Origin of the sequence: Alcanivorax sp. VBW004 (assembly GCF_009718865.1) — a bacterium.
In the GTDB taxonomy this organism is placed as follows: domain Bacteria; phylum Pseudomonadota; class Gammaproteobacteria; order Pseudomonadales; family Alcanivoracaceae; genus Alcanivorax.
In genome coordinates this window covers 3,071,597-3,097,245 of sequence record NZ_WNHC01000001.1, presented here as the reverse complement: position 1 = coordinate 3,097,245, position 25,649 = coordinate 3,071,597, and the positions used below count along the sequence as shown (strand labels likewise).

Genomic DNA, 25,649 nt, shown 5'->3' with positions numbered 1-25,649 from the left:
TGCGGCTTCCAAACTCCCAGGAGTCATTATGGCATCACTGATTCCCGGCCAGCTCACCCCCATCGGCGACCACGCCTGGCGGGTACTGGCGCGCAACCCGGGCATGATGACCGGGCCAGGCACCAACAGTTATTTGTTTGGCAGGGACAGCCTTACCGTTATTGACCCCGGTCCGGAGGACCAGGAGCATCTGCAGGCGCTATTGCAGGCCGCCCGCACTCTGGATAAACCGATCACCCAGGTCATCGTCACCCATACTCACCGTGACCATTCTCCGGGTGCACTGGCTCTGGTGGCCGCCACGGGCGCTCGCTGCCTGGGCCCTTCTGTGCCGGATGACGGACTGCAGGATGAAAGCTGGAATGCAGATCGACTGCTGGGTGAAGGTGATACGGTGGACTGTGGCGGCGTCAGCCTCACCGCCATTGAAACCCCGGGCCATGTGGGCAACCACCTCTGCTACCTGAGTGAACAGGGCTTGCTGTTCACCGGCGACCACCTGATTCAGGGCTCCACCGTGGTCATCGCTCCCCCTTCCGGTTCCATGCAGGCGTACTTTGCGTCACTGAGAAAACTGCAGAATCGCGGCATCACCCTGATGGCTCCAGGACACGGCGATGTCATCAGCCACCCGGAGGATACCCTTTCCCAGACCCTCGCCCATCGCCAAAAGCGCGAAGACAAGGTGGTTGGCTGCCTGACGGCAACGGCACAGCCGTTGGCGACCCTGGTAACGGCGGTGTATGACGATGTGCCGGTATTTTTGCACGGGGTGGCACAGCTTTCGCTGAGCGCGCATTTGATCAAGCTTGCCGCAGAAGGCAAGGCATCTGAAACGGCGAGTGGCTGGGCGTTGCAATCCTGACGCCCGACGCCGCGTTTTACCAAAGATCAGGACCAAAGGTCAGACCACCCGCTATAACCAGCCCTTTCGTTTGAAATACCAGTACGGTGCCATGCCGGACAGCACCATCAGCCCAATGGCCATCGGATACCCAAAACGGAAATCCAGCTCCGGCATGATCTCGAAGTTCATCCCGTAAATGCTGGCAATCATGGTGGGTGGCAGGAACACCACCGCCGCGATGGAAAAGATCTTGATGATCTGGTTCTGCTGGATGTTGATGAAGCCCTGGGCAGCATCCATCAGGAAGTTGATCTTGTCGAACAGGAAGGTGGTGTGTGACAACAGGGTATCCAGGTCGTGCTGGATTTCCGCACAGGTACGCCGGCGCACCTTGTCCGAACGCACATAGCGCTGAATAAACGAGATGGATCGTTGGGTATCCATCAGACACAGGCGGATTTTCCCGTTGGTGTCTTCCAGCTGTGCCAGGCGTTCAATGTCCTCTTCCAGCTCCCCGTTTTCCTCTTCGAGCACGCTATAGCCGACTTTTTCCAGGTCCCGGTGCACGTCTTCCAAAGCATCCGCCAGGTTTTCCACTTTCTGGTCGAGAATACTCAGCAGGATATCCAGGGGCTGCGATACCTTGACCCAGCCGCGCCGCACTCGCAGGCGCAGCAAGCGGAAATCCGGCAATCGGGAATCACGGAACGAGAGCAGCCGCCCTTCCTGTACCACAAAGGCCACCGTGGAAGTCCGGGCCCGACCTTCCGACTGGAACAGGAACAGGGAGTGAACGTGGAGTCCCTGCTCATCACTGAAAAAGCGGGCCGAGGCTTCAATTTCTTCCATGTCGTCGGAATCGGGCAGTTCCGCCTGAAGAAATTGCTGGACCAGGTTCCGCTCGTCTTCCTCGGCATCAACCAGGTCGATCCAGCTGCCGTCTTCTGCCAGCGACGGCATGATGGTGTCCACATCCTTTTCGCGCAGAACACCATTTTCGATTCGAAAGATATGCAGCATGATGTTTCCCTGATCATCCTCGCCGGCAACTGCCGACAATCTTTGTAGAGCCGCTATGTGTTTACCGACAACCGGGCCCCAGGCTCGGCGAACTGCTTCCCTTATCGACCTGAGCAGCGATGCGCAGCTGCATCGCTGGGTGGGTTTGATGGGGCCATCGCAAACAGACCGCCTGCTGGCTACGTTAAGCCAGACTCTTGATTGGCAACAACCCAAGATTACCGTGTATGGGCGGCAGCACCCAGTCCCGCGGTTAACCGCCTGGCACGGTGACACCGGGCTACGTTATCGCTATTCCGGGCATACGCATACCGCGAGAGGATGGCCTGCTGCCCTATTACCGATCAAGACAGCTGTCGAGCAAGTGACCGGCAAAACCTTCAACAGCGTCCTGGCCAATCTGTACCGTAATGGTGACGACTGCATGGGCTATCACAGCGATAACGAACCGGAGCTGGGCCATGCGCCCTGGATAGCGTCCTACAATCTAGGCGCTTGCCGGGAGCTGACTTTTCGGCCGAAAGGCCCGGGCAGTCAGCGTCAGTGCCTGAGTGTACCGCTTCATCATGACGATCTTTTGTTGATGTCGCCGGCAGTACAGGCCCACTTTGAACATGCCCTGCCCCGCCGCCGCAACCGGCCGGACCCGCGCATCAACCTTACCTTTCGGTACATTGTTCCTGAACAGAGCGCGGACATTTGAAACAGCGCCCTGCTGCACTGCAGCGTTCAGGCAAAAAACAGGTAACTCAGGAAAATGGCGCTGACCAGCCCGGCGGCATCTGCCGCCAGCCCGCACCACAGCGCATAGCGAAAATCACGGATGCCGACGCTGCCGAAATACACGGTCAATACATAAAAGGTGGTTTCCGTGGAGCCCTGCATCACCGCCGCCATCCGCCCGGCCAGCGAATCCACGCCATGGGTCTGCATCACATCCACCATGGCGGCCCGCGCTCCGGAACCGCTCAAGGGCTTAAGCAGCGCCACGGGCAGTGCATCCACAAAGCGGGTGTCCAGCCCAAGCGCGCCAACCCCGCTACGAATGCCGTCCAGAAACAAGCCCAGCACGCCCCCGGCCCGCAGCATGGCAATGGCTGTCAGCATGGCCACCAGGTAAGGAATGATTTTCACCGCAAGCGTGAAGCCCTCCTTTGCCCCCTCGACAAAGGCATCATAGCTATCCACCCCGGACCGCCAGGCGGCGATAAAGAACACACTCAACACAAGCAGAAGAATGCCATTGCCCAGCAGGCTGGCGAACGTGTTGGCGGCCTCTGCCGGGGCCAGTAACACAACGGCGCCAAGCAAACCCAGAACCGCCAGCCAGACACCCATTACCGTGAGCAATAGCGGGCTGGCCAGGGGCAGCTTTTGCACCCTGGCGGTAACAATCACGCCTACCAGGGTGGAAATGGTGGTTGCCATCAGCAAAGGCAGGTACACCAGCGCCGGGTCTTCTGCGCCTTGCTGAGCACGAAAAAGCAGTACTGTGACCGGAACCAAAGTCACCGATGACGTATTGAGCACCAGAAACATGATCTGGCTGTTGGTGGCGCTGCGCGGGGACGGGTTGTCTTTCTGGAGCGACTCCATGGCCTTGAGCCCCAGTGGCGTCGCGGCGTTATCCAGCCCCAGCATGTTGGCCGCCAGGTTCATGGACACCGGAGCGGCGGCCTCCGGGGTTCGGGCAATGCCTGGCATGACACGGGCCAGCACCGGCGTCACCCAGCCGGATATCCGATCGGCCAGCCGGCTGGCTTCCGCCAGGCGAAACAGGCCGCTCCACAGGGCCAGCACCCCGATCAAGCCCAGGCTCACTTCCACCGCCAGATCAGCAGATTCCCACAGGGCATTGATAAGGCGCCCCGGTGCCTCCATGTCCCCGGCCATGAGCTGGATCACAGCCCCGGCGATACCCGCCAGGAAAAACAGGCTGAACAGTCTGTGCAAAGTATCTCCCGTGCGCTAGGGTCATAGAATTACGCCGATAGACGGCGCCAGGCACTGCAACTTCGTGCCATCACGATAGTCTACACCGATAGCCGGCGATTCAACCCTGAATGACCGCTCCCGGGCTGTCGGCTATACTGAAAAAAACTGTTTGAGAGCCAGTATGTCATTACTCCGTAAGCTGTTCCCTCTTGCTCTTGCCCTGTTGTTGCTGGGCGGGGCAATCAAAGGCGGCGGCGCCCTTCACGACTCATCGCCGGATATTCAGGGCGACCTGAAGCCGACGGAAGAGCAACTGGAAGCGGCTGAAGAAATTGCTGACAAGCTCAAGTATCACTATCGCCAGCTCGATTTCGACGATCAGCTTTCCGAACAGGTACTGCAGCGCTACTTGAAAGACCTGGATCCCAATCGTCTGTATTTCCTGGCGTCCGACATCAAGGACTTCCAGCGCTATAACGAGATCCTGGATGACCAGCTGCGCAAGGGCCAGCTGGAAGGCGGTTATACCATTTTCAATCGCTTCCAGCAGCGCCTGGAAGAGCGCCTGACCTGGTCACTGGAAACCATCGCCAATGATCTGGATTCGCTGACCTTCGACAGCGAAGAGTCGGTAAGAGTGGACCGTGAGGATGCCCCTTGGGCCAAGGACAAGGCGGCTCTGGATGAAATCTGGCAGCGCCAGCTGAAAAATGCGGTGCTCTCCATGCGCCTCAACGATTCCAGTGCGGAAGATATCGAAACGCGGCTCACTCGTCGCTACGAAAGCCAGTTGAAGCGGATCAAACAGAATACCCCTGAGGATGTATTCCAGGTGTACATGAATGCGCTGACGCAGACATTTGATCCCCACACCACCTACTTCACCCCGCACAATTCGAAAAACTTCGACATCAGCATGAGCCGCTCACTGGAAGGCATTGGCGCGGTACTTCAATACGAAGACGGCTACACCAAGGTGGTGCGTCTGGTCCCCGGTGGCCCCGCCGCCAAAGGCGGCCAGCTAAAGCCTGCGGACCGCATCGTGGGTGTCTCCCAGGATGAAGAAGACCCGGTACCGGTAATCGGCTTGCGTCTGGATGAAGTGGTCGACCAGATTCGTGGGCCCAAGGGCACCAAGGTCAATCTGGAAATTATCCCCGCCGGCAGCCCCAGCGAGCATGACACTCGCACCATCACCATTGTGCGCAACAAGGTGGTACTGGAAGAACAGGCCGCCAAGAAAGACATCATTCACGTTGACCGTAATGGCCAGGATCTGAAACTGGGAATTATCGAAATCCCCGCGTTCTATCTGGATTTCGACGCCTACCACCGCGGCGACCCGAAATACACCAGCACCACCAGCGATGTGGCCAAACTGCTGGTCGAGCTGCGCAAGGAAAATATCGATGGCCTGGTCATCGACCTGCGTAACAACGGCGGCGGCTCGCTGCTGGAAGTAAACAAGCTGGTCAGCCTGTTTATTAATCGGGGCCCGACGGTGCAGGTTCGCGAATCCAATGGCCGGGTCAGTGTCGAAGGCGACAAATTCCCCGGCGTCCTGTTCGCCGGCCCCATGGCTGTCATGGTGAACCGCTACAGCGCCTCGGCATCAGAAATTTTTGCCGGCGCCATGCAGGACTATGGCCGCGCGCTAATCGTCGGTGACCAGACATACGGCAAAGGCACGGTGCAAACCCTGCTGGATCTCAATCATGGCAAGCTGAAGATGACCAATGCCAAGTTCTATCGGGTGTCGGGCTCCAGCAACCAGAACCTGGGCATCGTGCCGGATGTGGATTTGCCCTCTCTGGTAGACAAGGACGACGTGGGGGAAAGCTCTCTGCCCAACGCCCTGCCCTGGGATGAAATCAAATCGGCCAATTTCCAGCGTGTCACTGACCTGGTGCCTTTCCTGCCACAACTGCGTGAGCGCCATGAAGAACGCACGGATAGCGACCCGGAATTTGTCTACGTGCATTCCCTGCGCAAGCTGCTCGACGTGAACCGTAACCGAACGGAACTCTCGCTGAACGAAAAGGCGCGCACTCAAATGCAGACCGAGTTCGACAAGGAACGGCTGGCCATCGAAAACAGCCGTCGTCAGGCCCGCGATGAAGACCCCCTTGAGAGCATCAAGGAGCTGCGCACGCTGGAAGAACAGCGGGCGCTGGATCCGGAAAGCCATGACGAAGCCATGGATGAAGACCCGTACGTCCGTGAAACCGGCGAAATACTGGTGGATTACATGGATTTGCTGCGAGAAAACCAGGTCGCCCGCAAAGGCTGACTTTCGTCGCAGTGCAAACGCAAGACATAAAAAACCGGCTTCAAGGCCGGTTTTTTTATTTGCCATTATCGGCAGGTCAGCAAGTCAGGAAAGAGATCGCCTGGCATTCACGCTGTGCGCCGCTGCTATCAGGCCAGAGCCTTGAACCCCCAGCGTGCTGGGTTGTCGCCCAGTCCGGCTTTCAAGGTGCGCCGCCCCAGCTGGTGATTCAGCCCTTCCAGTGCCCGTTTGGCCGGGTCCGGCAACAAGCGCAAGCCGAAACTGGCTGTGGTGATCGCCGTCTTCACCACTCTGACGGCGGCCGAGGCAGGAATGGTGCTGTGAATATTCAGATCATCCGCCACCTGGTCACCGATCAGGTAACGGCTGAACGCCAGCAGCACATCGTAGGAAAGATTAAAGGGCGGCTTGCCGGACATGTCCTTGAGCAAGGCCTTGGCCAGGGACTCACTGTCCGGCGTGGGATCGTAGAGATGCGAGGTCAGCTGCATAGCCAGGACACTCTGCTCTTCCAGTGTGCTAGTCAGCAAGGCCTCGTTCACGCCCAGCAGATACCCGGCATAACGCCAAAAATAATGCATGGACTCATGCTCACGCCGGGAAATGGGCAATCCGAGGCGTTTAAGCCCCCGAACCACCATGAAATCAAACTCCAGCACCGTGCCGGCCATATCTTCCTGATTGATCGGCAGGTCATACTTTTCATTGTCCCAGCGCGGGTTGCTGGCCAGGAATTGCCGGACCGCCGCATGTAGCAGCCGGACTTCCATCAAGGTTCGGTGCCCCAACCCGCCGGGGCGGATGCCGTCATCCCCGACGATATTGTGCAGCATCTGCCCGGTTTCATAGATCCGCCGGGACACATCCTTCTGTAGCCGTCCGGTGGCAACCAGCACCTGGGACGGCTTGTTGTGCGCATAGCCTTCAACCAGACTGGAACACATCAGCACCAGCCCCTGCAGGGCGCCATTGCGACGATACATGCGTCGCCCCAACTCCATCTCCTCGAAATCCACCCAGCTCGGTACGGTATGGCAATGATCCAGGAAGGTCTGAAAATCGCCCCCCTCCGTTTCAGCGCGCCGCTCCACCTCATCAAGCAACCCGGACGGCCGGGTGAATTTAATCTGTGCGGCACAGCGATCCGCTAACGGGTCCTGTACCTGGCGCCAGGCATTCAGCTTCTCGTGGGAATAGCGGTCCCACCAGATGCGCTCCTGGGGGGACTGTGGGCCTTTCGCAAAACGGGTCAATTCCTGCGGCGTTGCCATGCATACCTCTTCATTGTTGTTCTATTCAGAATCCACACCAGAACTCGCGGGTTCTGAATAGAACTTAGGGCAGCGGGCAGTTGCGGTCAACACACTAAACAGCGGAATCTGTTACCCCCTCAAGAAGCGTATTGATAAGCCATCGGGGCGCATCCAGCGGAAGATCATGGCCCGCTTCAGCATGCATTTTCAGTGGCAGTTGCCAGGCGGCGGCCAGTCGCCGGGAGCAACTGGGGCTGACCAGGCGATCCCCCTGCCCGTTAACAATGATTACCGGCACAGAATCCGGCAGCGCCACCGGCGCCCTGAAGCGTATGGCAGCCAGAAGCTGGCGCAGACTGTTGCTGAGCGAGACCGGCTGCGAGGCTGCATAGTCAGCCCATTTTTCCGCCAGGGCGTGCAGAAAATCACGCTCGCGCATATTCGAGGTAATCTCAAGGATGGCTGTCTCTTTGCGCAGGGTGTCGCGGCTGAACACGGCCTCTCGCAACAATCGGCGATAATTCATGGGTCGCAAGCGCTGCCAGAAAGGGCTGAAACGACTGGCGCTGGTATTGATCAGGCCGGCAAACGCCACCTCATGGGGAGCCTGGCAAAGCCACTGCACCGCCATCATCGCCCCCAGCGACAGGGCCACCACATGATAAGGACCGCTATGCCCTTGCGCGTGCAGCTGCTCACGGGCATGGGCCACCATGGCCGCAATCCGCGTCGGGCTGCGTTCCTTCCAGAATTCGCCGTTACCGGGCAGGTCCAGCGTAATCACCGTATCCTGCGGCACCGCAGCCTGAAACTGCTCCGGGAACCCTTCCCAATGCCGCTTTTCACGAACCAGGCCTCGCAATAACACCCAGGTTCTCGCCATTTGTTATCTCCTTGGGACAATGACCCGCTTTGCAATACGGGCTAGAATGCCACCGGCTTTCAGGATGGCAAATGGAGTTTCCTCGCGACTATGGCACGTAAAACAGTAAAACGGGTTAAAACAGGTTCTGTGGAACGGCGCTTCTCAATGGCCAAAGCCGGCTTTCTGGCTGGGGCCAAGTATGCCACCGCCAGCGCAGGCACACTGTTCACCGCTAAAGACAAACGTGATGACCGGCGCAGGGAAATCTTGTCTGCCCGTGCCCAGGAGCTGGTGGAAGAGCTGGGCAGCCTGAAAGGTTCGGTGGTGAAAATTGGCCAGATGATGGCATTGTTCGGCGAACACTTCCTGCCAGAAGAGGTCACCACTGCCCTGCATACACTGGAAAACCAGACAACTGCACTGGAATGGCCAGCCATCGAGCGGCACCTCAAACGCCAGCTCGGTGAAGTTAAACTGGCTGAGCTGGAGATTGAAGAGCAACCGCTGGGGGCCGCCTCGCTGGCGCAGGTGCACAAGGCCGTGCGCAAGTCAGATGGCAAGGAACTGTGCCTGAAGATCCAGTACCCCGGCGTCGCTGACGCGATTGATTCCGACATGCGTGCGCTGGTGCGCCTGCTGAAATTGAGCCGCCTGGTGCCCATGACCGAGCAATTCAACATGTGGCTCGATGAAGTGCGCGAGATGCTCAAGCGCGAAGTGGATTATGACCTTGAGGCTCATACCACCCGCCATTTCCGTACCGCGCTGGCCGATGACACGCGTTTTGTGGTTCCGGAAATTGTTCCTGAATTCTCAACGCACAACATCATGTGCATGACCTTCGAACGCGGCATTGGCGTCAATGATCCCGCCGTGCTTGAGCTGTCCCAGACCCGCCGCAACTTTATCGGCCGCGCCATCATGGAGCTGTGCTGTCGGGAAGTGTTCGAATGGAACAAGATGCAAACGGACCCGAATTTCGGCAACTACCTGCTGCGTATTGGGGAAACCCCGGAGCAGGACCAGATCGTGCTGCTGGATTTCGGCGCCATCCGTGATTTCGACAACGAAGTGCTTGGCCCGGGCCGGGAGATGATTCGTGCCTCCTTTTACCACGATACTGACCGCCTGATCCGGGCGCTTAACGCCCTGGACTTTCTGGCCCGTAACGCCCCGCGCAAATTGCTTGAGGAATTCTCCGAACTCTGCTTCGAAGCGGTTGAAGTGTTACAGGACCCGGACCGTTTTCCGCCCCCGGCCGCCGTACTGAATGAGAATGGCGAGTACTGCTGGGGCAAGAGCAACCTGCCCAACCGCATCATGAATCGTGCCGGCCGCAACGCCCTCTCGGTGCACTTCGATGTGCCGCCCAAGGAGTTCATCTTCCTGGCCCGCAAGCTGCTTGGCGCGTACACCTTTTTGCATGTAATCGAGTCTGAGGTGCGTGGCAACACCATCCTTGAGCCCTTCATCCACATGCAGGAAGAGGACGATATCGCCCTGGTTGATCAAAAAACAATCAGCCCGGGCGGATAATCCCATGATAACGGGTGCCGATAGGCCAAAACGCTCATTTATCGGCCACTTATCGGTACGATAACCATTTGTCATTTGCCAAGCTGGCACGTGCACAATAAGGTTAGCACCCTGCTCATCGGCCGGTTCACCTGAACCGGCCGTTTTTCGAGGCTTTCAGAGGTTTCGGGTTGCCAATATCCTCCCTCCTGAATAGCCAATTATTTGCGAACCACAGACGGGGGTAACGCAGGTGATTATCGGTGTTCCCAAAGAAATCTGCCCTGGCGAGCAGCGCGTTGCTTTAACGCCTGCCAATGTCAGCGCACTGCTGAAAAAACAAGGTGTCGAGATCATCATCGAGCGCGGCGCCGGCGATATTGCCGGTTATCCGGACAGCACTTATGAAGCTGCCGGAGCCAAGCTGGTTGATCGCGATGAGGTGTTCTCTTCCGCTCAAGTTGTTCTGCAGGTGCAAACGCCTGGTAGCAACATCAAGAACGGTGACGAGGATCTGAACAAGCTGAAGGAAGGCCAGGTTCTGATCGGCATGACCGATCCGCTGGCCAACCCGCAATTTGCCCAGTCTCTGGCCGAAAAGAAAGTTTCCGGCCTGGCGCTTGAGCTGGTACCGCGTATTACCCGCGCCCAGGCAATGGATGTACTGTCTTCCATGGCCATGATCGCAGGTTACAAGTGCGTACTGCTCGCCGCGACCGAATCCCAACGCATGTTCCCCATGAACATGACCGCTGCCGGCACCATGAAGCCGTCACGCGTGTTCATCATGGGTGCGGGTGTTGCCGGCCTGCAGGCCTGTGCCACCGCCAAGCGCCTGGGGGCTGTCGTTGAAGCCTATGACGTTCGCCCTGCTGCCCGTGAACAGATCCTGTCTGTTGGCGCCAAGCCGGTCGAGCTTGATCTGGATACCGGCGAAGCGGAAGGCTCCGGCGGTTACGCCAAGGCCCAGGGCGAAGACTTCCTCAAGCGTCAGCGTGAGCTGATGACCGAAGTCGTGAAGGAAATGGACGTTATCGTCACCACCGCGGCGGTTCCCGGCGCCAAGAGCCCGATCCTGGTTACCGAAGACATGGTGAAAGCCATGAAACCCGGTTCCATCATTGTGGATCTGGCTGCTGAGCGTGGCGGCAACTGCGACCTGACCGAATCCGGCAAAACAGTAGTGAAGCACGGCGTGACCATCATCGGTCCGGAAAACGTGCCCTCCTCTGTGGCGTTCCATGCCAGCCAGATGTTTGGCAAGAACATGGAAAACCTGCTTAACCTGCTGATCGACGATAACGGCGAGCTGCAGCTGGATTTCGAAGACGAAATCGTTGCCGAAACCGTGATCAGTCACGATGGCGACGTTCCCCAAGCCCGTCTGCGCGACATTCTGGGTCTCCCCGCTCTGGCCAAGCCTGAGCCGGAAGCCGCGGAAGAAGCGTCCGACGCGGACAGCAAGGAGGAAAAGTAATGGATTTCGTAGCCCAACTTACCCTGTTTGTGCTGGCGATCTTCCTCGGTGTGGAACTGATCACCAAAGTTCCGCCGACCCTGCACACCCCGCTGATGTCCGGTTCCAACGCAATTTCCGGTATCACCGTGGTGGGCGCCTTGATTGCGGCCGGGTCTGATTCCGGCATGTTGATCAATGTGCTGGGCTTTGCCGCGGTGGTTCTGGCCACCATTAACGTGATTGGCGGCTTTATGGTCACCAATCGAATGCTGGCGATGTTCAAGAGGAAGTAAACCATGCACGTTTCTCAGAACTGGATTGATATCGCCTACTTGATCGCCGCCTGCCTGTTTGTGCTGGGCATCAAGGGGCTGACCAAGCCGAAAACAGCGGTACGCGGTAACCTGCTGGCAGCAGCCGGTATGGGCGTGGCCGCCGTGGTAACCCTGCTTAACGAGCATATCGTTACCTACGAAGTGATCATTGCCGGCGTCGTCGTCGGTGGCCTGATTGGCGCCATCATGGCCAAGAAGGTTCAGATGACCTCCATGCCGCAGATGATTGCGCTGCTCAACGGTTTTGGTGGCGGTGCCTCCTTTGCTGTTGCCTCAGCGGAATTCTTCCGTGGTTCCGCCAACGATACGGTATCCATCATCGCCACCGGCGCGGCCGTATTGATTGGTGCTGTTACCCTGACCGGTTCTCTTGTGGCATTTGCCAAGCTGCAGGAACTCATCGACGGGCAGCCCATGGGCTTCCCCGGCATGAAACTGGTTAACGCCATCCTGTTTATCGGCTCTCTCGTCGGTATCGGCTACCTGGTGGTTAACCCGGGTAACGAAATCGTGTTCTGGAGCCTGGTGGCAGCAGCCATGGTGCTCGGCCTGTTCCTGGTACTGCCGATTGGCGGTGCAGACATGCCCGTTGTGATCGCCCTGCTGAACTCCTACTCCGGTGTGGCAGCCTCTGCAGCCGGTTTTGTCATGGGCAACAGCGCCCTGATCATTACCGGTTCCCTGGTGGGCGCATCTGGCCTGATCCTGACCAGCATCATGTGTAAAGCCATGAATCGCTCTCTCACCAATGTACTCTTCGGTGTGATGGCAGAAGCCGGCGAAGCCATGGATGCGGACGAAGTCTACGCAGGCAAGGTGAAGTCCACCTCTGCTGACGAAGTGGCGATGATGTTGGAAACCGCTCGCCGCGTCGTTATTGTTCCCGGCTTTGGTCTGGCCATGGCCCAGGCGCAGCACGCTGTTCGCGAAATGGCAGACACCCTGGAAGCCGCCGGTATCGAAGTGGAATACGCGATTCACCCGGTAGCGGGCCGCATGCCTGGCCACATGAACGTATTGCTGGCCGAAGCGGAAGTACCGTACGACAAGCTCAAGGATATGGATCAGATCAACCCAACCTTCGAGCAAACCGACGTGGCTATCGTTCTGGGCGCCAACGACGTAACCAACCCCATGGCCCGCGAAGACAAAGGCAGCCCGATTTACGGCATGCCGATCCTCAACGTGGACAAGGCCAAGACCGTGGTTGTGGTAAAACGCTCTCTGAGCGCCGGTTTTGCCGGCCTGCCCAACCCGCTGTTCGCCAAGGACAACACTCTGATGTTGTTTGGCGACGGCAAAGGCGCGGTGCTGGATATCACCACCGCCCTGAAAGAAGGCTGATCCACTGCCTTCGTAAAAAAGGAGCCTTCGGGCTCCTTTTTTTATGCCGCTTCGCGGCCGCAGCACGCCCCACGCAGCACACTAACCAGGCCCTCCTCCCCCTGCTGCGCCCTAGCCAGGGCCTCAATAAAGCTCTATCGCAGAGTCGATTCTCCGGGGTAATGCTTTGCCATTTTCCACCCGGTGCGATGCTTTAGCCCACCACCATTTTGCTATCCAGTCTCGCCCACTAAACGCCACCCATAAAAAAACCCCGAACCTGAAAGGCCGGGGCTTTTGCGCTACCAGGGACGTTCTACTGAAGGGTGTAAACCACACCGACAGAGAACGTATGGTCCGTTTCCTTGGTGCCTGGCGGTACCGAGGAATTATGCTCCAGCAAATGGCGCAGGCGCAGGGCAAAGCTGGAATTAATCGCCGTGGTCAAAGACGTTTCAGCACGTGTGTCAGAGCCCTCTTCACCTACCTCGGTAGAGAAATCTTCCTTGAAGGTGGTGTTGTCACTGACGCGCAGCTCGTACTTGATACCAATACGCGCAATCGCATCTTCTTCGGAGTTATGGCAGGTCATATAGGTGTCCTGGGGCTCCAGGCACTTTACGCGATAACCCGGACCGATTTCTGCATCCAGAGTCTGCAGATCCGAATCAATCCAGCGGCGACCCACACCGATGGCATAACTGGCTTCGTAGTGATAACCCGAAAAATTATCTTTCTGGTAGGTCAGCACATTGAAGAGGTAGTTCTTGGCATCTTCGCCCAGCTTGCGGTCCAACTTGTAGGAAGCGAAGTAGTTCTCATCCGTACGGTTATATTCTTCCGTATCGGGATCCTCTTCCTTCTCGTTATTGGCGTCAGCCTTGAAGGTATGGCGCCATTTCTCGCTGTCCCGTGCCATATTAACGTTGGCATTGGTAGAGTCGGAATTGGTGTTGCCACGCTTGAACAGCAGCCCGACACCAATATCCCCTGACCATTTCGAAATTTCACTACCCTCATCAGCAGCCGCGTCTTCTGCAGCCACTGAAACCGCCGGGAGACCGGCGGCAAGCAGCATGGCAGCGATTGTCTTACTGCGCATGAATGACTCCTTAATCGTTTTTGTCGAGATGTACGTCCATCTGCGGGAACGGAATGCCAATGCCCGCTTCGTCAAAGCGGCGTTTCACGATTTCAGTGGTATCCCACAGAACCGGCCAGTAATCCGCGCTGTTTACCCAGGGACGGCACAGGAAGTTAACCGAGCTATCCGCAAGTTCGCCTACTACGATGGTCGGCTCAGGATCCTTGAGCACGCGCTCATCCGCAGCCAGAACCTCCTGCAGCACTTTCTTCACTACGGAAAGGTCCGCATCGTAAGCGACCCCAAAGACCATATCCACTCGACGAGTCGGCTTTTCCGAATAGTTGACGATGTTTCCGGACATGATTGCGCCGTTGGGCACGGTCAGAACCTTGTTGTCCGGGCTGTTCATGATCGTCGCAAAAATACGGATTTCCTTGACGGTACCGGAAGCTCCCCCTGCTTCCACGTAATGCCCCACGCGAAACGGCTTGAACATGATAAGCATGACGCCGGCCGCAAAGTTGCCCAGCGAATCTTTCAGAGCCAGGCCCACAGCCAGACCGGCAGCACCCAGAATCGCCACCAGCGAGGTTGTCTCGATACCGAGCTGATCCAGAGAAGCGATAACAACGAACACGAACAGCAGAATATGAACAATGCGGCCCAGGAAAGTGGCCACCGTCTCATCCATACGCTTGTTCAGCAGCTTTTGCACCCAGCTGCTCAGGCGGGCAACAATCCAGCTACCAATAATGAAAATAACCAGTGCCGCCGCAATGCTCCAGGCATAGGGCACCAGATTTTCATTGGCAAAGGTTTCCAGTTGGGTCAGATATTGATCCATTAAGCGTACTCCTCATCCTGTGAGCGCGAATTATGCCCGTTCCTGCGGCAAGCCCAAGCCATGCTGATGCCACCGCGCGGGATTTTACAAAGATTTCATCTGCTGGCTGCGGGAAGTGCCAGTCATCCCGTTACCAAGCATGCCCAATAATGAAACCTAATGGCCCTTATGGCCAGTCTGCAGCCGCCGACAATGCCGTTTTATCGCTATTTTCCCCGGAAAAAGCACCACATATTGGGTATCTGCGCCCTGCCCCGCTATAATGCACGCCCCAATTTCCCGCCTTTGCCGGAGCCATCGATGTCACAGAACCCGCGCGCGCAACTGACTGCCCAACTCCAGGAACGCATTCTGATTCTTGATGGCGGCATGGGCACCATGATTCAGCGCTGCCAGTTCAGTGAAGAGGAGTTCCGCGGCACCCGGTTCGCCGACTGGCCCAGTGACCTGAAAGGCAACAATGACCTGCTCAGCATGACGCAACCCGAGCGGATCAAGGCACTGCACAAGGGCTACCTGGATGCAGGCGCGGATATTATCGAGACCAACTCGTTTAATTCCACGTCCATCGCCATGGCCGATTACGACATGCAGGACCTGGCGCGGGACATCAACGTTGCGGCCGCCCGTGTCGCGCGCGAGGCCGCCGACGAAGCATCCACACCGGACAAGCCCCGCTACGTGGCCGGGGTGCTCGGCCCCACCAACCGCACCGCCAGTATCAGCCCGGACGTGAACGACCCCGGCTATCGCAATACGAACTTCGATGCACTGGTGAACGCCTATCTGGAGGCCCTGGACGGCCTGGTAGAGGGCGGCATCGACATGGTGCTGATCGAAACTATTTTCGACACCTTGAATGCCAAGGCGGCGGTCTTTGCGGTGGACCAGTACTGCTACGAGAACAATCTGGACTTACCGGTGATGGTATCCGGCACTATCACCGATGCCTCGGGCCGTACCCTCACCGGGCAAACCACCGAGGCCTTCTACAACTCCCTGCGCCACGCCCGCCCGGTCAGCTTTGGCCTGAACTGTGCGCTGGGGCCCATGGAGTTGCGTCCATATATCGAAGAGCTGTCGCGCATTTCCGAGACCTATGTATCCGCGCACCCCAACGCCGGGCTGCCCAACGAAATGGGCGAATATGACCTGGATCCGTTCACCATGGCGAAAGAAGTGCGCGGCTGGGCGGAGAAAGGCTTCCTGAATATTATCGGCGGTTGCTGCGGGACCACACCGGAGCATATCGCAGCCATGGCGGATGCCGTTGAAGGGCTCGCGCCACGCCAGCTGCCCGACATTGAAGTGGCATGCCGGCTGTCTGGCCTCGAACCCTGCACCATCACCAAGGATTCCCTGTTCGTGAATGTGGGCGAACGGACCAATGTGACAGGCTCCAAGCGGTTCCTGCGCCTGATCAAGGAAGAAGACTACGATACCGCACTGGAAGTGGCCCGCGACCAGGTGGAGAACGGCGCCCAGATCATCGATATCAACATGGATGAGGGGATGCTGGAATCCGCCGAGTGCATGGTGAAGTTCCTCAATCTGGTGGCATCCGAACCGGAAATCTCCAAAGTGCCGATCATGATCGACTCCTCCAAGTGGGAAGTGATCGAAGCCGGGCTGAAATGCATCCAGGGCAAGGGGGTGGTGAACTCCATCTCCATGAAAGAAGGCGAAGAGGCATTCCTTCATCAGGCTCGACTGCTGCGCCGCTATGGTGCCGCAGTGATCGTCATGGCTTTCGATGAGGAAGGTCAGGCCGATACCCGTGAGCGCAAGGTAGAAATCTGCACCCGTGCCTATAAATTGCTCACCGAAGAAGTGGGTTTCCCGCCGGAAGACATTATTTTCGACCCCAACATCTTCGCCATTGCCACCGGGATCGAAGAGCACAACAACTACGCCGTGGATTTCATTGAAGCGGTTGGCGACATCAAGCGCACCCTGCCCCACGCCATGATTTCCGGCGGGGTTTCCAATGTGAGTTTCTCTTTCCGGGGCAACGACACCGTTCGTGAAGCCATCCACGCCGTGTTCCTCTATTACGCCATCAAGAACGGCATGGACATGGGGATCGTCAATCCCACCATGCTGGCCATTTATGCGGACATTCCCGAAGAACTGCGCAATGCCGTGGAAGATGTGGTGCTCAACCGCCACGAAGACGGCACCGAAGTCTTGCTGGATCTTGCCGAGAAATACCGTGGTAGCGGCGGCGAGAAAGCCAAGAAGGAAGACCTGGCCTGGCGTGAATGGGCCGTCGAAAAGCGCCTTGAGCATGCCCTGGTGAAAGGCGTTGCCGACTACGTGGAAGAAGACACCGAGCTGGCCCGCCAGAATGCCGCCCGCCCGCTTCACGTCATCGAAGGCCCCTTGATGGATGGCATGAACGTGGTCGGCGACCTGTTTGGCGAAGGCAAGATGTTCCTGCCCCAGGTGGTCAAATCCGCCCGGGTCATGAAGAAAGCAGTCGCCTACCTGATGCCTTTCATGGAGAAGGAGAAGGAAGAGCTGGGCACCCAGGATGAGGCCAACGGCAAGATCCTGATGGCCACCGTGAAAGGTGATGTGCACGACATCGGCAAGAACATTGTTGGCGTGGTGCTGCAATGTAACGGCTATGACGTGGTGGATCTGGGCGTCATGGTGCCCTGCGAGACCATTCTCGAGGTGGCCAAAGAGGAAAAAGTGGACATCATTGGCCTCTCAGGGCTGATCACCCCCTCCCTGGAAGAAATGGTCCATGTGGCCAGCGAGATGCAGCGCCTGGAAATGAACCTGCCATTGATGATCGGCGGTGCGACCACCAGCCGCATTCACACCGCAGTGAAGATTGATCCGGCCTACAACGAGGCCGTGGTCCACGTGGCCGATGCCTCCCGGGCAGTCGGCGTGGCCTCCAAGCTGCTCTCCAAAACGGCCAAGGACGACTATGTCTCCGAGCTCAAGGAAACCTACGAGGCGCTGCGCGTACGGCGCAAACAACAGCAGGTGGATCGCAGCCTGATTTCCATTGATCAGGCCCGGGAGCACCGCTTCCAGCCAGACTGGCACGATTACACGCCGCCGGAGCCCAAGGTGAAAGGCCTGAAGGTGCTGGACGATTACCCACTGGATGATCTGGTGCAGCGCATCGACTGGACCCCCTTCTTCCGCGCCTGGGAGCTGGCCGGCAAATTCCCCAAGATTCTCGACGATGAAGTAGTCGGCACAGAAGCCACCAAGCTCTACCGGGATGCCCGGGACATGCTTGAGAAAATCGTTGAAGAAAAGTGGCTAACCGCCCGTGGTGTAATAGGTTTCTGGCCTGCAAACTCGGATATGGACGACATTCAGCTGTATCGTAATCCGGGTGACCAGGAGTCCTTTATGACTCTCCACCACCTGCGCCAGCAGCTGGACCGGAGCAAGAACGACAAGCCGGATTTCTGCCTGAGTGACTTTATCGCCCCCAAAGAAACCGGGCTCACCGACTGGCTGGGCGGCTTTGCGGTCACCGCCGGCATTGGTATCGACGAGCATGTCGCCCGCTTCGAAGCCGACCATGACGATTATTCCGCCATCATGCTCAAGGCACTGGCTGACCGGCTGGCGGAAGCGTTCGCCGAGCGTCTGCACGAAAAAGTGCGTAAGGACTACTGGGGCTACGCCAGCGATGAAGCACTGAGTAATCAGGACATGATCAGTGAGAAATACCGGGGCATCCGCCCTGCCCCGGGTTATCCGGCGTGCCCGGACCATACCGAGAAAGCCTTGCTGTGGCAGTTGCTGGACCCGGAAACCCATGCCGGCATGACGCTGACTGAAAGCTACGCCATGCTGCCCACTGCGGCGGTATCTGGCTGGTACTTCTCCCACCCACAGGCCAAGTACTTCGGCACCGGCAAACTGGCGAAGGATCAGATGAACGACTACGCCGCCCGCAAAGGCATGACACGCAAGGAAATCGAACGGATGGTGCCCCACCTGCTGGGCTACATGGACGAGGACTAGCCGGCTGCTGAAAAAATGCGGGAACGGCTGCCTTCTGCGCAGCCGCTCCCGCATACAGCGGCTCTTACGATCCAACCCGGTCAATCCCAATCGAAGAGAGGAGGGCCAAGCTCCTCCGCCCCCTGCTCCACGCTCCAACCGTTAAGCGCTCAATTCACTTGCTCAGCAGGGAGTTCAAAGCGCGGATCCCAATCACTGGCGTCAATCACTTCGCGATAGGCATGCCAGGTGGCATAGCCAAGCACCGGAAGCAGCACTACCAGCGCCAGGTAGGCCGTTAACAAGCCCACCAGCAGGCAAACACCAATCAGGCAAGCCCACACAAACAGCGCCGGCTTGTTGCGTAGCACCGCGTTGGTGCTGGTAATGACCCCGGTCACCATATCCGTCTTGCGATCCATGATCATGGGCAGCGAGAACGCACTGGCGGTGAAAACGATGGCGCAGAACAATGCACCCACACTGCTGCCCACCCCAAAGAACAGCAGTACATTCTCCAGATGCCACTCATTAACCGGGTAAAAGATATAAATCAGGTTGGCCGCCCGGGCCCACACCAGAAACACCACCACCAGAATCACGGTAAAGGTAAGCGCGTCGCCCATGCAGGCCCGCGCCTGCCGTAAACTCTCGAACAGGCTGGGCCTGCGCCCTTGCTGCAGCTGGATGCTGATATCGTAGAGGTTGAGCGCCAACAGCGGCCCAAGAAAGACAAAGCCGGAAAGCAGGCCCAGATACAGGCCCATATTACCGAACCACCAGGTGGCGGCACTGATCAGGTAACTGATGACGACCATGATGCCGCCATACACCAGGCTTGGCCCCGGCGCCGCCCGGAAATCCTGCCAGCCCTTGCGCAGCCAGCGCAGTGGCGCGCGGGTATCGACCGTGTGGCATGGAGCCACAAACGGGCGAGTGTCTTCTTCCTGATTCGGTGGTTGCGTCATGGAACCTGCCTCTGTGGGACAAGAACAACACGTGAGCCCTGCACTTTTCGCCTTCCAGCCTTCCCGCCTGATCGTCCTAGCTGGCGTTATCGTCATCCATAACCGGAGCGACATCAAGCTGGCCCTGGGTGGCGTCCAGGGTTGCCTGCAGATTGTCCTGCACGCTATGCATGACATCACTGGCAGACCAGATGGCAGGAATACCATAGGTTACCGCCAGGCTGGCGGCGCCGTTGGCGGGGTCCTGCTCGGCAATCACCAAGCCCGCTGCCTGCACCAGCCAGGGCAGCCATGCCGGCTCCACCTGATCCACCACCACGATATCGCCGGGCTGGATCTTGTTCAGGCACCAGGCGCTGCATACCCGCCGTATCGGCCCTTCCACAGAGCCTTTGACCAATGGCAAACCGCGCAGCAAGGGGCTGAGGCGCTGTCCGCCACCGAAACCATAGCCCACCTGATCCATCTTCCAGTCAGGCGCGCCTTGCAGGCCATCATCCAGATAACGGAGTTTACGGTCACCAATGACTTCTTTGCCGGCGCTGGCTGGCAGCTTTTGTCCCATCCACAGCTGCCAGAGCTCATCAAAATACAGGAAATAAATATCGTCCGGATGCTGCAACATGCCCTGCTCGACCGCGATAGCGCCCATGGAACGCAGCAGCTGGCGCAGCCGGTTGCCGATGGCAAAACGCAGCCCTCTAGCCGTACGCGCCATACGCAAGGCATTGGCGTCCTGCTCACTCGGTTGCGCCAGTTGCGCGTCACTGACCACACCCGGTTGCTGCAGGCTATTAAGGGTCGCGGCCTGGGCCGGGCCGTCACTTAACGGCGCATGCACGGGATCTGCCCCCGGCCGTAGCCCGGTATGCCGTACCGACTCCAGATCACCGCGGGCCAGCGCTTCCACAGCCTGCAATTCCGCAGGGGTTGTCAGCAGCGCTAGTGGTAACGGCGCGCTATAGCGTGGCAAGGCGTCGGCGAGGGTCAGGTAGGCAAGCTCGCCATCCACACGGCTGAGCGCCTCCCCCATGGCATCCAGCCGCATAAAAGCCCGCCACAGCCCTTCGCGAGTCACGTCGGGCTCTTTCCAGTGGCGCACATCCAGTGACAACTGCATCAGGGTCCAGCGATGACGCCACGGAGTCACAACGTTGCGAAGGCGCGAACGCGGGCGCGCTGGTGTTGCCTCATCATGGATCTCCAGCTGCTGCCAGGCCGGGGGCACAAAGCGGCTCGCCCCTTGGTGCTGTTGCTGGAGTTCGCGAAAAAAGGCGCAATTGGTATAGATGTGGCTGTGCTGGCGTCGATAAGGTTCGATCTTCGCCAGTCGGCTCCAGCCGGCCTGCTCAACCAACGGCTCCCAGAAAGCCGCCTTCAGCCAGCGGCCTGCCAGGGTGTACCACAACGGCGTTTCCACCTGATTGAACAGCCCCACCCCGGCACGCCGTGTCCAGGCCTCCCTGGGTTCCGGGAGCGAGCCCACCGGCAACGTCTGAAGCAGCCACAGCTGCTCGCCATCAAATACCCATTCTCCGGCCTGGGGCCGGTCAAAATTCTGTTTGAGTTTGCTGTGCAGCTGGCACAGCAGGGCTTCATCAACCTGCTGGCTCAGGGGCATCGCAGCCTGCGACGCATGCACCAGTCGGCCGCTATCATCGAAAATCAGCCGCTGACGCTCATTGCTGCCATCCACTACGCCCTCTACCACCATGTGTGGCAGATCCTGGCGTAACGGATGACGGGTGAACAGGACACCCGCCGCCTGTTGCCGCGGCAGCGCCTGAATCACCACATGATCCGGCCCTGGTTCACGATCAAAAATGCTTCGCAGTGCCGCCGCCAAGGATTCATCAGAATCCAGGTTCAACAGGCTTTCCCGGCGTGAATCCGGGTTCATAGGTCCCTGCTGGAGCACCCAATAGCGGTTATCGGTAAACATGCGCGGCAAGGCGCGCAACTGTTGCGTCAACGATGCGGCAGAACTGTCTGCCACCACGCTGCGGTCAATGCGCCAGCTGGGCGGGATTGGCAACCCCATGGCAGCCCAGCGTTGCAGATTTTCGCCACCCTCAACATCGGCAGTCAGTACTTCAATGCTCATGAGCCGTTTCTTATTGGTCGAAATGGTCTGTTATGTACGCGCACGGTTATTACATCCGCAAATGTTACAGCCGCAAACCCGGCGCAAACCGTCGCACACCCCACAGGCCCAGCCAGTAAATGGCTGGCGTGAGCAGCAATGCCCCCAGAACGATTACCGCCGCGATCCCGCCAAACAATACCGGTGCTTTCATTAGCGTACTCATCAGCGAGTCCTGCCAATAGAAAAACCATTGGTGATCAGCGGGAAAAATCCATAGATGAAACTGATAGAAAACCTGAGTCGGGCCGGCAATCAGCAACCACGCTAACACAGCCCCCACAGTGAAAACAGTAATGCCAAGCCGCCACCGCATGGGTGGCGCTTTGAGCCAGACGCAAAGCCAGGCGAGCGGCAGCCAAAGGAGCAACAGCACCCAGAAAAGCACACGCCCTGCATCGATGAAATCGGCCACATCCTGAAGGTGTTGAACCTCCGCGTTGTGCAGTAACGGGCGGGCGTTTTTCCCCGGCGGCTGGTATTCAATATCCGCCAATCCCGTACCGCTGTTATGCACCGCATCACGAATTTGCTCAAATGCCTTCCAGTGCTGCTCGGGGGGCAATTGTTCAAATCCGGATTTAAAGCGATTCTGAGGCCCGTAGATTTGTATATGTTGGGCAATATCCAGCTGCTGATACCAGAAGCGGTAGCCATAGTTCGACTGGCTGTACAACGCCCAACTCAATGTCACTGCCAACGACACGACAATGACAGCATAAAAGAACCACACTAAAGTGGCAGCGACCTGGCTTGGTTGAGCCGTTTTTTTCATAACACCCTCACAGTAATAACAGAATAATAAACAGAGGACGTAGCCACATGCGACCGCTCTTCATGTCCATGGCCCTGTTGGCGGGCTTTTTTGTGTTATCGGGTTGTACCACCACCCTGCCGCAAACTAATGCTTCTCGCACGATCCAGGCGCAGAAACAGGATTATTACCAGGTGCGCATCCCTACCCGGGATGGCAAAAAACTGGCTGCCACTGTCTATCAGCCTGAGCTTCAGGCTGGCGAAAACGCCCCGCTGATTATTGCGACTCACGGCTTTGGCGGCTTCCGCGCCAAGCGCCCCATGTCGATTTACGGCAAGTCCATCCTCACCGGTGAAGCGGCCATTGCCGCATGGAAGGCCGGTTACTGGGTAGTCTTCTACGATCAGCGAGGCTGGGGGCAATCCGATGGCCACGTACACATGATGGATCCGGACTACGAAGTCGCGGATCTGAGCAACGTGATCGACTGGTCACTGGGCCACCTTCCCGGCGTCAAACGCATGCCCGACGGCCAGCCGGCCATCGGCATGATTGGCGAATCCTACGGTGCCGGCCTGCAGACACTGGCCGCGTTTACCGAGCCTCGCCTGCAGGCACTGGTACCGCTCACCGGTTGGCACGATATGAACAGCATCGCACCAAATGGCGAATTTCGCAGCGCCTGGGGAGCGGTTTTGCTGGGCGTAGGCGGCATTAACAGCGGCTTTGATGTGGGCGTGATGTTCTCGGACCCGTGGCGCAGTGCCTTCGATGGCACCGTCAATCAGGACCTCAAAGACCTGATGTATCAACGCAGCCCTGCCGCTTTTTGTGATCAGGGCAAAGCCCCCCACGCCGATGCCCTGTTCATTCAGGGATTCACCGACACCATGTTTCCGTTCCAGCAGGCCGAACGTAATTACGAGTGCTGGCAGGAACAGGGACGAGATGCACGCATTATCGGTATGCAGGCTGGCCACGTAATGCCCTGGCCCATGCAGCAATGGCGCGGCTGGCTACCTTTCTACCAGACCGATGACATGGTGCACTGTGGTGATTACAGCGAAACGACGGTGGATACCATTGTCAACTGGTGGGACGAGAAGCTGCAGGGAGGCGAACGCCAGGTGCCGCAATACTGTATCAATGTCACCGAGGACCGGGGCATCGCCCTGGAGGAAGGGCTACCGATTAACAACACGCAGTATGTATTGCCCCGCACCAAAGTCACCGTGCCGCTGGCCGGTGCGTTCGAGTGGCTGATGGTGGGTGTGGATACCGGCACAGACTTGTTCCGTGCCATGTGGCCGGGGGCCGATCTGCGTGACATGAAACCCAACGGTGGCTTTGGGCGGCCAAAATTCGTGCCCATGTATATTGCCCGCGGGGATGACGAAGTCCTGCTCGGCAAGCCACGTATTGATCTGAACCTGGGTGGCACTTCCGGTGGGGACAGCATGCCCGTTTTTGTGGGCCTCGGCATTCAGCACGCCAATCGCCGTCGGGTCCATGTGGCCAGCGAACAGCTCACGCCGCTGCCGGAGAAAGGCATTTATGAGCTGGAGTTACCTGCGGTTAGCCAACCACTGAAAGCCGGGGACCGTGTCGGACTGGTGATCTACGGGTTTACCACGCAATTTCCGCTGAACTCTGCGTTTCTCGCGCGTAACGCCAGCGTCAAAGGGGATGTCTGGCTGCCGCTCACGCGTGAAGAGGTTCTCTCGCTAAAGCCGGATCGCTCATTCCGATAACGGCTCACTGACCGCGTAAGGCACGGCAGCACTTCGCTGCTGTGCAAACGCGCCCGCCTCCATGCCATGCAGCCCTTCGTCAAAATACAGGCTGACGGTAAACCGCAACTCCTGTGGCTCCGGCCAGCCTTGCAGGGAATACCCCAGGTTAGGCAGTTGACCGGTAAACTGTTCAGGCTCCACCCGCAGCGCCCGGTCATCTTCATAGATCAATTTTACCGGCGTCTCCAATAGTTCATCCGGCACCGTCATGGCGGTCAACAGGGAGAACTGCTTGCGGCTGTCAAACAGAATCCAGTTCTCATGCATGCTCAGCGATTGATTGGCAAAGCGCTTGTCAGCATCGTCTATTTTGCCATCCACGGTCACCGGCTTGTCCGCAAAGCCGGCGGTATAAACCCGTGCGCCGATCTGCGCATTGCCATCCACAGTCACCGCCACTTCCGGATCCTTGAGGGTGGCGCGGTACAGATCGGGAATGCGGGCAAAGGTATGCGCCTCGTAATGAGCGGCATACCGCATGGCCTGTACCTGAATCGTCATCACCGGGATACCGGCCAGCACCACCTTGGTACGTAGATGCATGACTGAGCGGATTGGGCCAAGCAAATGCCCTACCTGTTTGGGCCGCAGGTTGTGATTATCCAGCGACATGCGGGTAAAACGCGAGAGCACCCCGGCGCTCATGCGCATTTTCAGGGTGTCGATTATCGAGCCATCCCCCTGGTAGCCCTGATACCCGAGATACAACCAGTTCAATTCGTTTTCCGGCTCCACGTTCAACTCATACAGCGCCGTGCGGGTCATGCCGTTGTCGATATCGTGGGCAACGTAATAATTCTGGCTACGCTGGCGGTTGCCTTCCACCAGATAGAAATGGCAATTTCTCGCCACCGCGATATCGGCAACGATGGATCCCTGGGCTGGGCGGAGCGTAGCAGGTGCCTGCGGGCCTGCATCGGTGAGCATCATCAACAACTGGTCCGCCTTATCCAGCTGCCCGGCGTCGCCAGCCATGGCGAATTCACTTCCTTCAAACCACACCATGCCATGCTCATCCAGCTCATCGAACTGGTAAGCCACAGGCACAAAGCGCCCCTGTTCAACCCGCATGACGGAGAGTGTATCCAGCGCCTTGCCTTCAACAACGGGAAAATCCTGCCCGGAGAGTTTAACCACGCGGCCGCGATCCAGAGGATCAAATCGGCATTGCCCATGAACGGTCAGTGCCGGAATAAAAAGGCCAAGCGCCAGAAACAGGCGTAGGGTCATAGTA

General features: G+C 58.1%; 19 protein-coding genes. 9 read left to right on the top strand and 10 right to left on the bottom strand.

Translation table 11 applies throughout. The features are described 5' to 3' along the window. The first annotated feature begins 28 nt into the window (after window positions 1-28). Window positions 29-865: an MBL fold metallo-hydrolase gene (locus tag F1529_RS14080; protein ID WP_007150739.1), complete on the top strand. Its 837-nt coding sequence runs from the start codon at window positions 29-31 to the stop codon at window positions 863-865. A gap of 51 nt (window positions 866-916) precedes the next feature. Here F1529_RS14080 and corA read toward each other — a convergent pair whose 3' ends face one another. Continuing rightward, window positions 917-1,867: a magnesium/cobalt transporter CorA gene (gene corA / locus F1529_RS14075; protein WP_039925941.1), complete on the bottom strand. Its 951-nt coding sequence runs from the start codon at window positions 1,865-1,867 to the stop codon at window positions 917-919. Window positions 1,868-1,922: 55 nt separating this feature from the next. On the opposite strand from corA, the gene F1529_RS14070 reads away from it, so the two are divergent. Further along, on the top strand, window positions 1,923-2,570 hold the full coding sequence (locus tag F1529_RS14070) for an alpha-ketoglutarate-dependent dioxygenase AlkB (RefSeq protein ID WP_155135548.1): 648 nt from the start codon (window positions 1,923-1,925) through the stop codon (window positions 2,568-2,570). 26 nt (window positions 2,571-2,596) lie between these two features. Here F1529_RS14070 and F1529_RS14065 read toward each other — a convergent pair whose 3' ends face one another. Next, the gene (locus tag F1529_RS14065; RefSeq protein ID WP_155135546.1) at window positions 2,597-3,820 is read right to left on the bottom strand and encodes a nucleoside recognition domain-containing protein; all 1,224 of its coding nucleotides are present in this window, start codon (window positions 3,818-3,820) and stop codon (window positions 2,597-2,599) included. Window positions 3,821-3,983: 163 nt separating this feature from the next. Between F1529_RS14065 and F1529_RS14060 the strand changes: the two genes are divergently transcribed. Then, on the top strand, window positions 3,984-6,092 hold the full coding sequence (locus F1529_RS14060) for a carboxy terminal-processing peptidase (protein WP_007150227.1): 2,109 nt from the start codon (window positions 3,984-3,986) through the stop codon (window positions 6,090-6,092). 128 nt (window positions 6,093-6,220) lie between these two features. On the opposite strand, the gene F1529_RS14055 is transcribed toward F1529_RS14060, so the two are convergent. Together F1529_RS14055 and F1529_RS14050 are read right to left on the bottom strand one after the other, a co-directional pair. Continuing rightward, entirely contained in the window at window positions 6,221-7,363 is a 1,143-nt protein-coding gene (locus tag F1529_RS14055; RefSeq protein ID WP_155135544.1) for an oxygenase MpaB family protein, read from the bottom strand. A 94-nt stretch (window positions 7,364-7,457) separates the two neighbouring features. Next, window positions 7,458-8,228, bottom strand: coding sequence for an alpha/beta fold hydrolase (locus tag F1529_RS14050; protein ID WP_155135542.1), 771 nt, complete (start codon window positions 8,226-8,228; stop codon window positions 7,458-7,460). A gap of 147 nt (window positions 8,229-8,375) precedes the next feature. Here F1529_RS14050 and F1529_RS14045 point away from each other — a divergent pair, with 147 nt between their 5' ends. From F1529_RS14045 to F1529_RS14030, 4 genes are all read left to right on the top strand, one after another. Further along, the gene (locus tag F1529_RS14045; protein WP_230457802.1) at window positions 8,376-9,746 is read left to right on the top strand and encodes an AarF/ABC1/UbiB kinase family protein; all 1,371 of its coding nucleotides are present in this window, start codon (window positions 8,376-8,378) and stop codon (window positions 9,744-9,746) included. Window positions 9,747-9,978: 232 nt separating this feature from the next. Beyond that, entirely contained in the window at window positions 9,979-11,202 is a 1,224-nt protein-coding gene (locus F1529_RS14040) for a Re/Si-specific NAD(P)(+) transhydrogenase subunit alpha (RefSeq protein ID WP_007150483.1), read from the top strand. Beyond that, window positions 11,202-11,477 (top strand): NAD(P) transhydrogenase subunit alpha, encoded by a 276-nt coding sequence (locus F1529_RS14035; protein ID WP_007151153.1) that lies wholly within the window; start codon window positions 11,202-11,204, stop codon window positions 11,475-11,477. Before F1529_RS14040 ends, F1529_RS14035 begins: the two co-directional genes overlap by 1 nt. 3 nt (window positions 11,478-11,480) lie before the next feature. Continuing rightward, on the top strand, window positions 11,481-12,863 hold the full coding sequence (locus F1529_RS14030) for an NAD(P)(+) transhydrogenase (Re/Si-specific) subunit beta (RefSeq protein WP_155135538.1): 1,383 nt from the start codon (window positions 11,481-11,483) through the stop codon (window positions 12,861-12,863). A gap of 295 nt (window positions 12,864-13,158) precedes the next feature. Here the strand turns inward: F1529_RS14030 and F1529_RS14025 are convergent, their stop codons facing one another. Both F1529_RS14025 and F1529_RS14020 read right to left on the bottom strand, forming a co-directional pair. Further along, window positions 13,159-13,944 (bottom strand): YdiY family protein, encoded by a 786-nt coding sequence (locus tag F1529_RS14025; RefSeq protein ID WP_155135536.1) that lies wholly within the window; start codon window positions 13,942-13,944, stop codon window positions 13,159-13,161. Between the two features lie 10 nt (window positions 13,945-13,954). After that, on the bottom strand, window positions 13,955-14,773 hold the full coding sequence (locus F1529_RS14020; RefSeq protein WP_007148906.1) for a mechanosensitive ion channel family protein: 819 nt from the start codon (window positions 14,771-14,773) through the stop codon (window positions 13,955-13,957). Window positions 14,774-15,073: 300 nt separating this feature from the next. On the opposite strand from F1529_RS14020, the gene metH reads away from it, so the two are divergent. After that, the gene (gene metH / locus F1529_RS14015) at window positions 15,074-18,775 is read left to right on the top strand and encodes a methionine synthase (RefSeq protein WP_155135534.1); all 3,702 of its coding nucleotides are present in this window, start codon (window positions 15,074-15,076) and stop codon (window positions 18,773-18,775) included. A 149-nt stretch (window positions 18,776-18,924) separates the two neighbouring features. On the opposite strand, the gene F1529_RS14010 is transcribed toward metH, so the two are convergent. The 3 genes from F1529_RS14010 to F1529_RS14000 form a co-directional block, all read right to left on the bottom strand. Next, window positions 18,925-19,722, bottom strand: coding sequence for a DUF2189 domain-containing protein (locus F1529_RS14010; protein WP_155135532.1), 798 nt, complete (start codon window positions 19,720-19,722; stop codon window positions 18,925-18,927). Between the two features lie 76 nt (window positions 19,723-19,798). Continuing rightward, window positions 19,799-21,826: a PEP-utilizing enzyme gene (locus F1529_RS14005; protein WP_155135530.1), complete on the bottom strand. Its 2,028-nt coding sequence runs from the start codon at window positions 21,824-21,826 to the stop codon at window positions 19,799-19,801. Between the two features lie 64 nt (window positions 21,827-21,890). After that, complete coding sequence (locus tag F1529_RS14000; RefSeq protein WP_155135528.1) at window positions 21,891-22,640, bottom strand: DUF1461 domain-containing protein; 750 nt, start codon at window positions 22,638-22,640, stop codon at window positions 21,891-21,893. Window positions 22,641-22,687: 47 nt separating this feature from the next. Here F1529_RS14000 and F1529_RS13995 point away from each other — a divergent pair, with 47 nt between their 5' ends. Beyond that, window positions 22,688-24,373: a CocE/NonD family hydrolase gene (locus F1529_RS13995; protein WP_230457801.1), complete on the top strand. Its 1,686-nt coding sequence runs from the start codon at window positions 22,688-22,690 to the stop codon at window positions 24,371-24,373. Here the strand turns inward: F1529_RS13995 and F1529_RS13990 are convergent. Further along, window positions 24,362-25,645: a hypothetical protein gene (locus tag F1529_RS13990; protein ID WP_155135526.1), complete on the bottom strand. Its 1,284-nt coding sequence runs from the start codon at window positions 25,643-25,645 to the stop codon at window positions 24,362-24,364. The two genes, F1529_RS13995 and F1529_RS13990, sit on opposite strands and share 12 nt — an antisense overlap. Window positions 25,646-25,649 lie beyond the last annotated feature (4 nt).

What these genes read in the sequence shown, in the direction of transcription:
- F1529_RS14080 (WP_007150739.1), top strand. Translation starts at nt 29, where the DNA reads ATGGCATCACTGATTCCCGGCCAGCTCACCCCCATCGGCGACCACGCC.
- corA (WP_039925941.1), bottom strand. Translation starts at nt 1,867, where the DNA reads ATGCTGCATATCTTTCGAATCGAAAATGGTGTTCTGCGCGAAAAGGAT.
- F1529_RS14070 (WP_155135548.1), top strand. Translation starts at nt 1,923, where the DNA reads ATGTGTTTACCGACAACCGGGCCCCAGGCTCGGCGAACTGCTTCCCTT.
- F1529_RS14060 (WP_007150227.1), top strand. Translation starts at nt 3,984, where the DNA reads ATGTCATTACTCCGTAAGCTGTTCCCTCTTGCTCTTGCCCTGTTGTTG.
- F1529_RS14055 (WP_155135544.1), bottom strand. Translation starts at nt 7,363, where the DNA reads ATGGCAACGCCGCAGGAATTGACCCGTTTTGCGAAAGGCCCACAGTCC.
- F1529_RS14050 (WP_155135542.1), bottom strand. Translation starts at nt 8,228, where the DNA reads ATGGCGAGAACCTGGGTGTTATTGCGAGGCCTGGTTCGTGAAAAGCGG.
- F1529_RS14045 (WP_230457802.1), top strand. Translation starts at nt 8,376, where the DNA reads ATGGCCAAAGCCGGCTTTCTGGCTGGGGCCAAGTATGCCACCGCCAGC.
- F1529_RS14035 (WP_007151153.1), top strand. Translation starts at nt 11,202, where the DNA reads ATGGATTTCGTAGCCCAACTTACCCTGTTTGTGCTGGCGATCTTCCTC.
- F1529_RS14030 (WP_155135538.1), top strand. Translation starts at nt 11,481, where the DNA reads ATGCACGTTTCTCAGAACTGGATTGATATCGCCTACTTGATCGCCGCC.
- F1529_RS14025 (WP_155135536.1), bottom strand. Translation starts at nt 13,944, where the DNA reads ATGCGCAGTAAGACAATCGCTGCCATGCTGCTTGCCGCCGGTCTCCCG.
- F1529_RS14020 (WP_007148906.1), bottom strand. Translation starts at nt 14,773, where the DNA reads ATGGATCAATATCTGACCCAACTGGAAACCTTTGCCAATGAAAATCTG.
- metH (WP_155135534.1), top strand. Translation starts at nt 15,074, where the DNA reads ATGTCACAGAACCCGCGCGCGCAACTGACTGCCCAACTCCAGGAACGC.
- F1529_RS14010 (WP_155135532.1), bottom strand. Translation starts at nt 19,722, where the DNA reads ATGACGCAACCACCGAATCAGGAAGAAGACACTCGCCCGTTTGTGGCT.
- F1529_RS14005 (WP_155135530.1), bottom strand. Translation starts at nt 21,826, where the DNA reads ATGAGCATTGAAGTACTGACTGCCGATGTTGAGGGTGGCGAAAATCTG.
- F1529_RS14000 (WP_155135528.1), bottom strand. Translation starts at nt 22,640, where the DNA reads ATGAAAAAAACGGCTCAACCAAGCCAGGTCGCTGCCACTTTAGTGTGG.
- F1529_RS13995 (WP_230457801.1), top strand. Translation starts at nt 22,688, where the DNA reads ATGCGACCGCTCTTCATGTCCATGGCCCTGTTGGCGGGCTTTTTTGTG.
- F1529_RS13990 (WP_155135526.1), bottom strand. Translation starts at nt 25,645, where the DNA reads ATGACCCTACGCCTGTTTCTGGCGCTTGGCCTTTTTATTCCGGCACTG.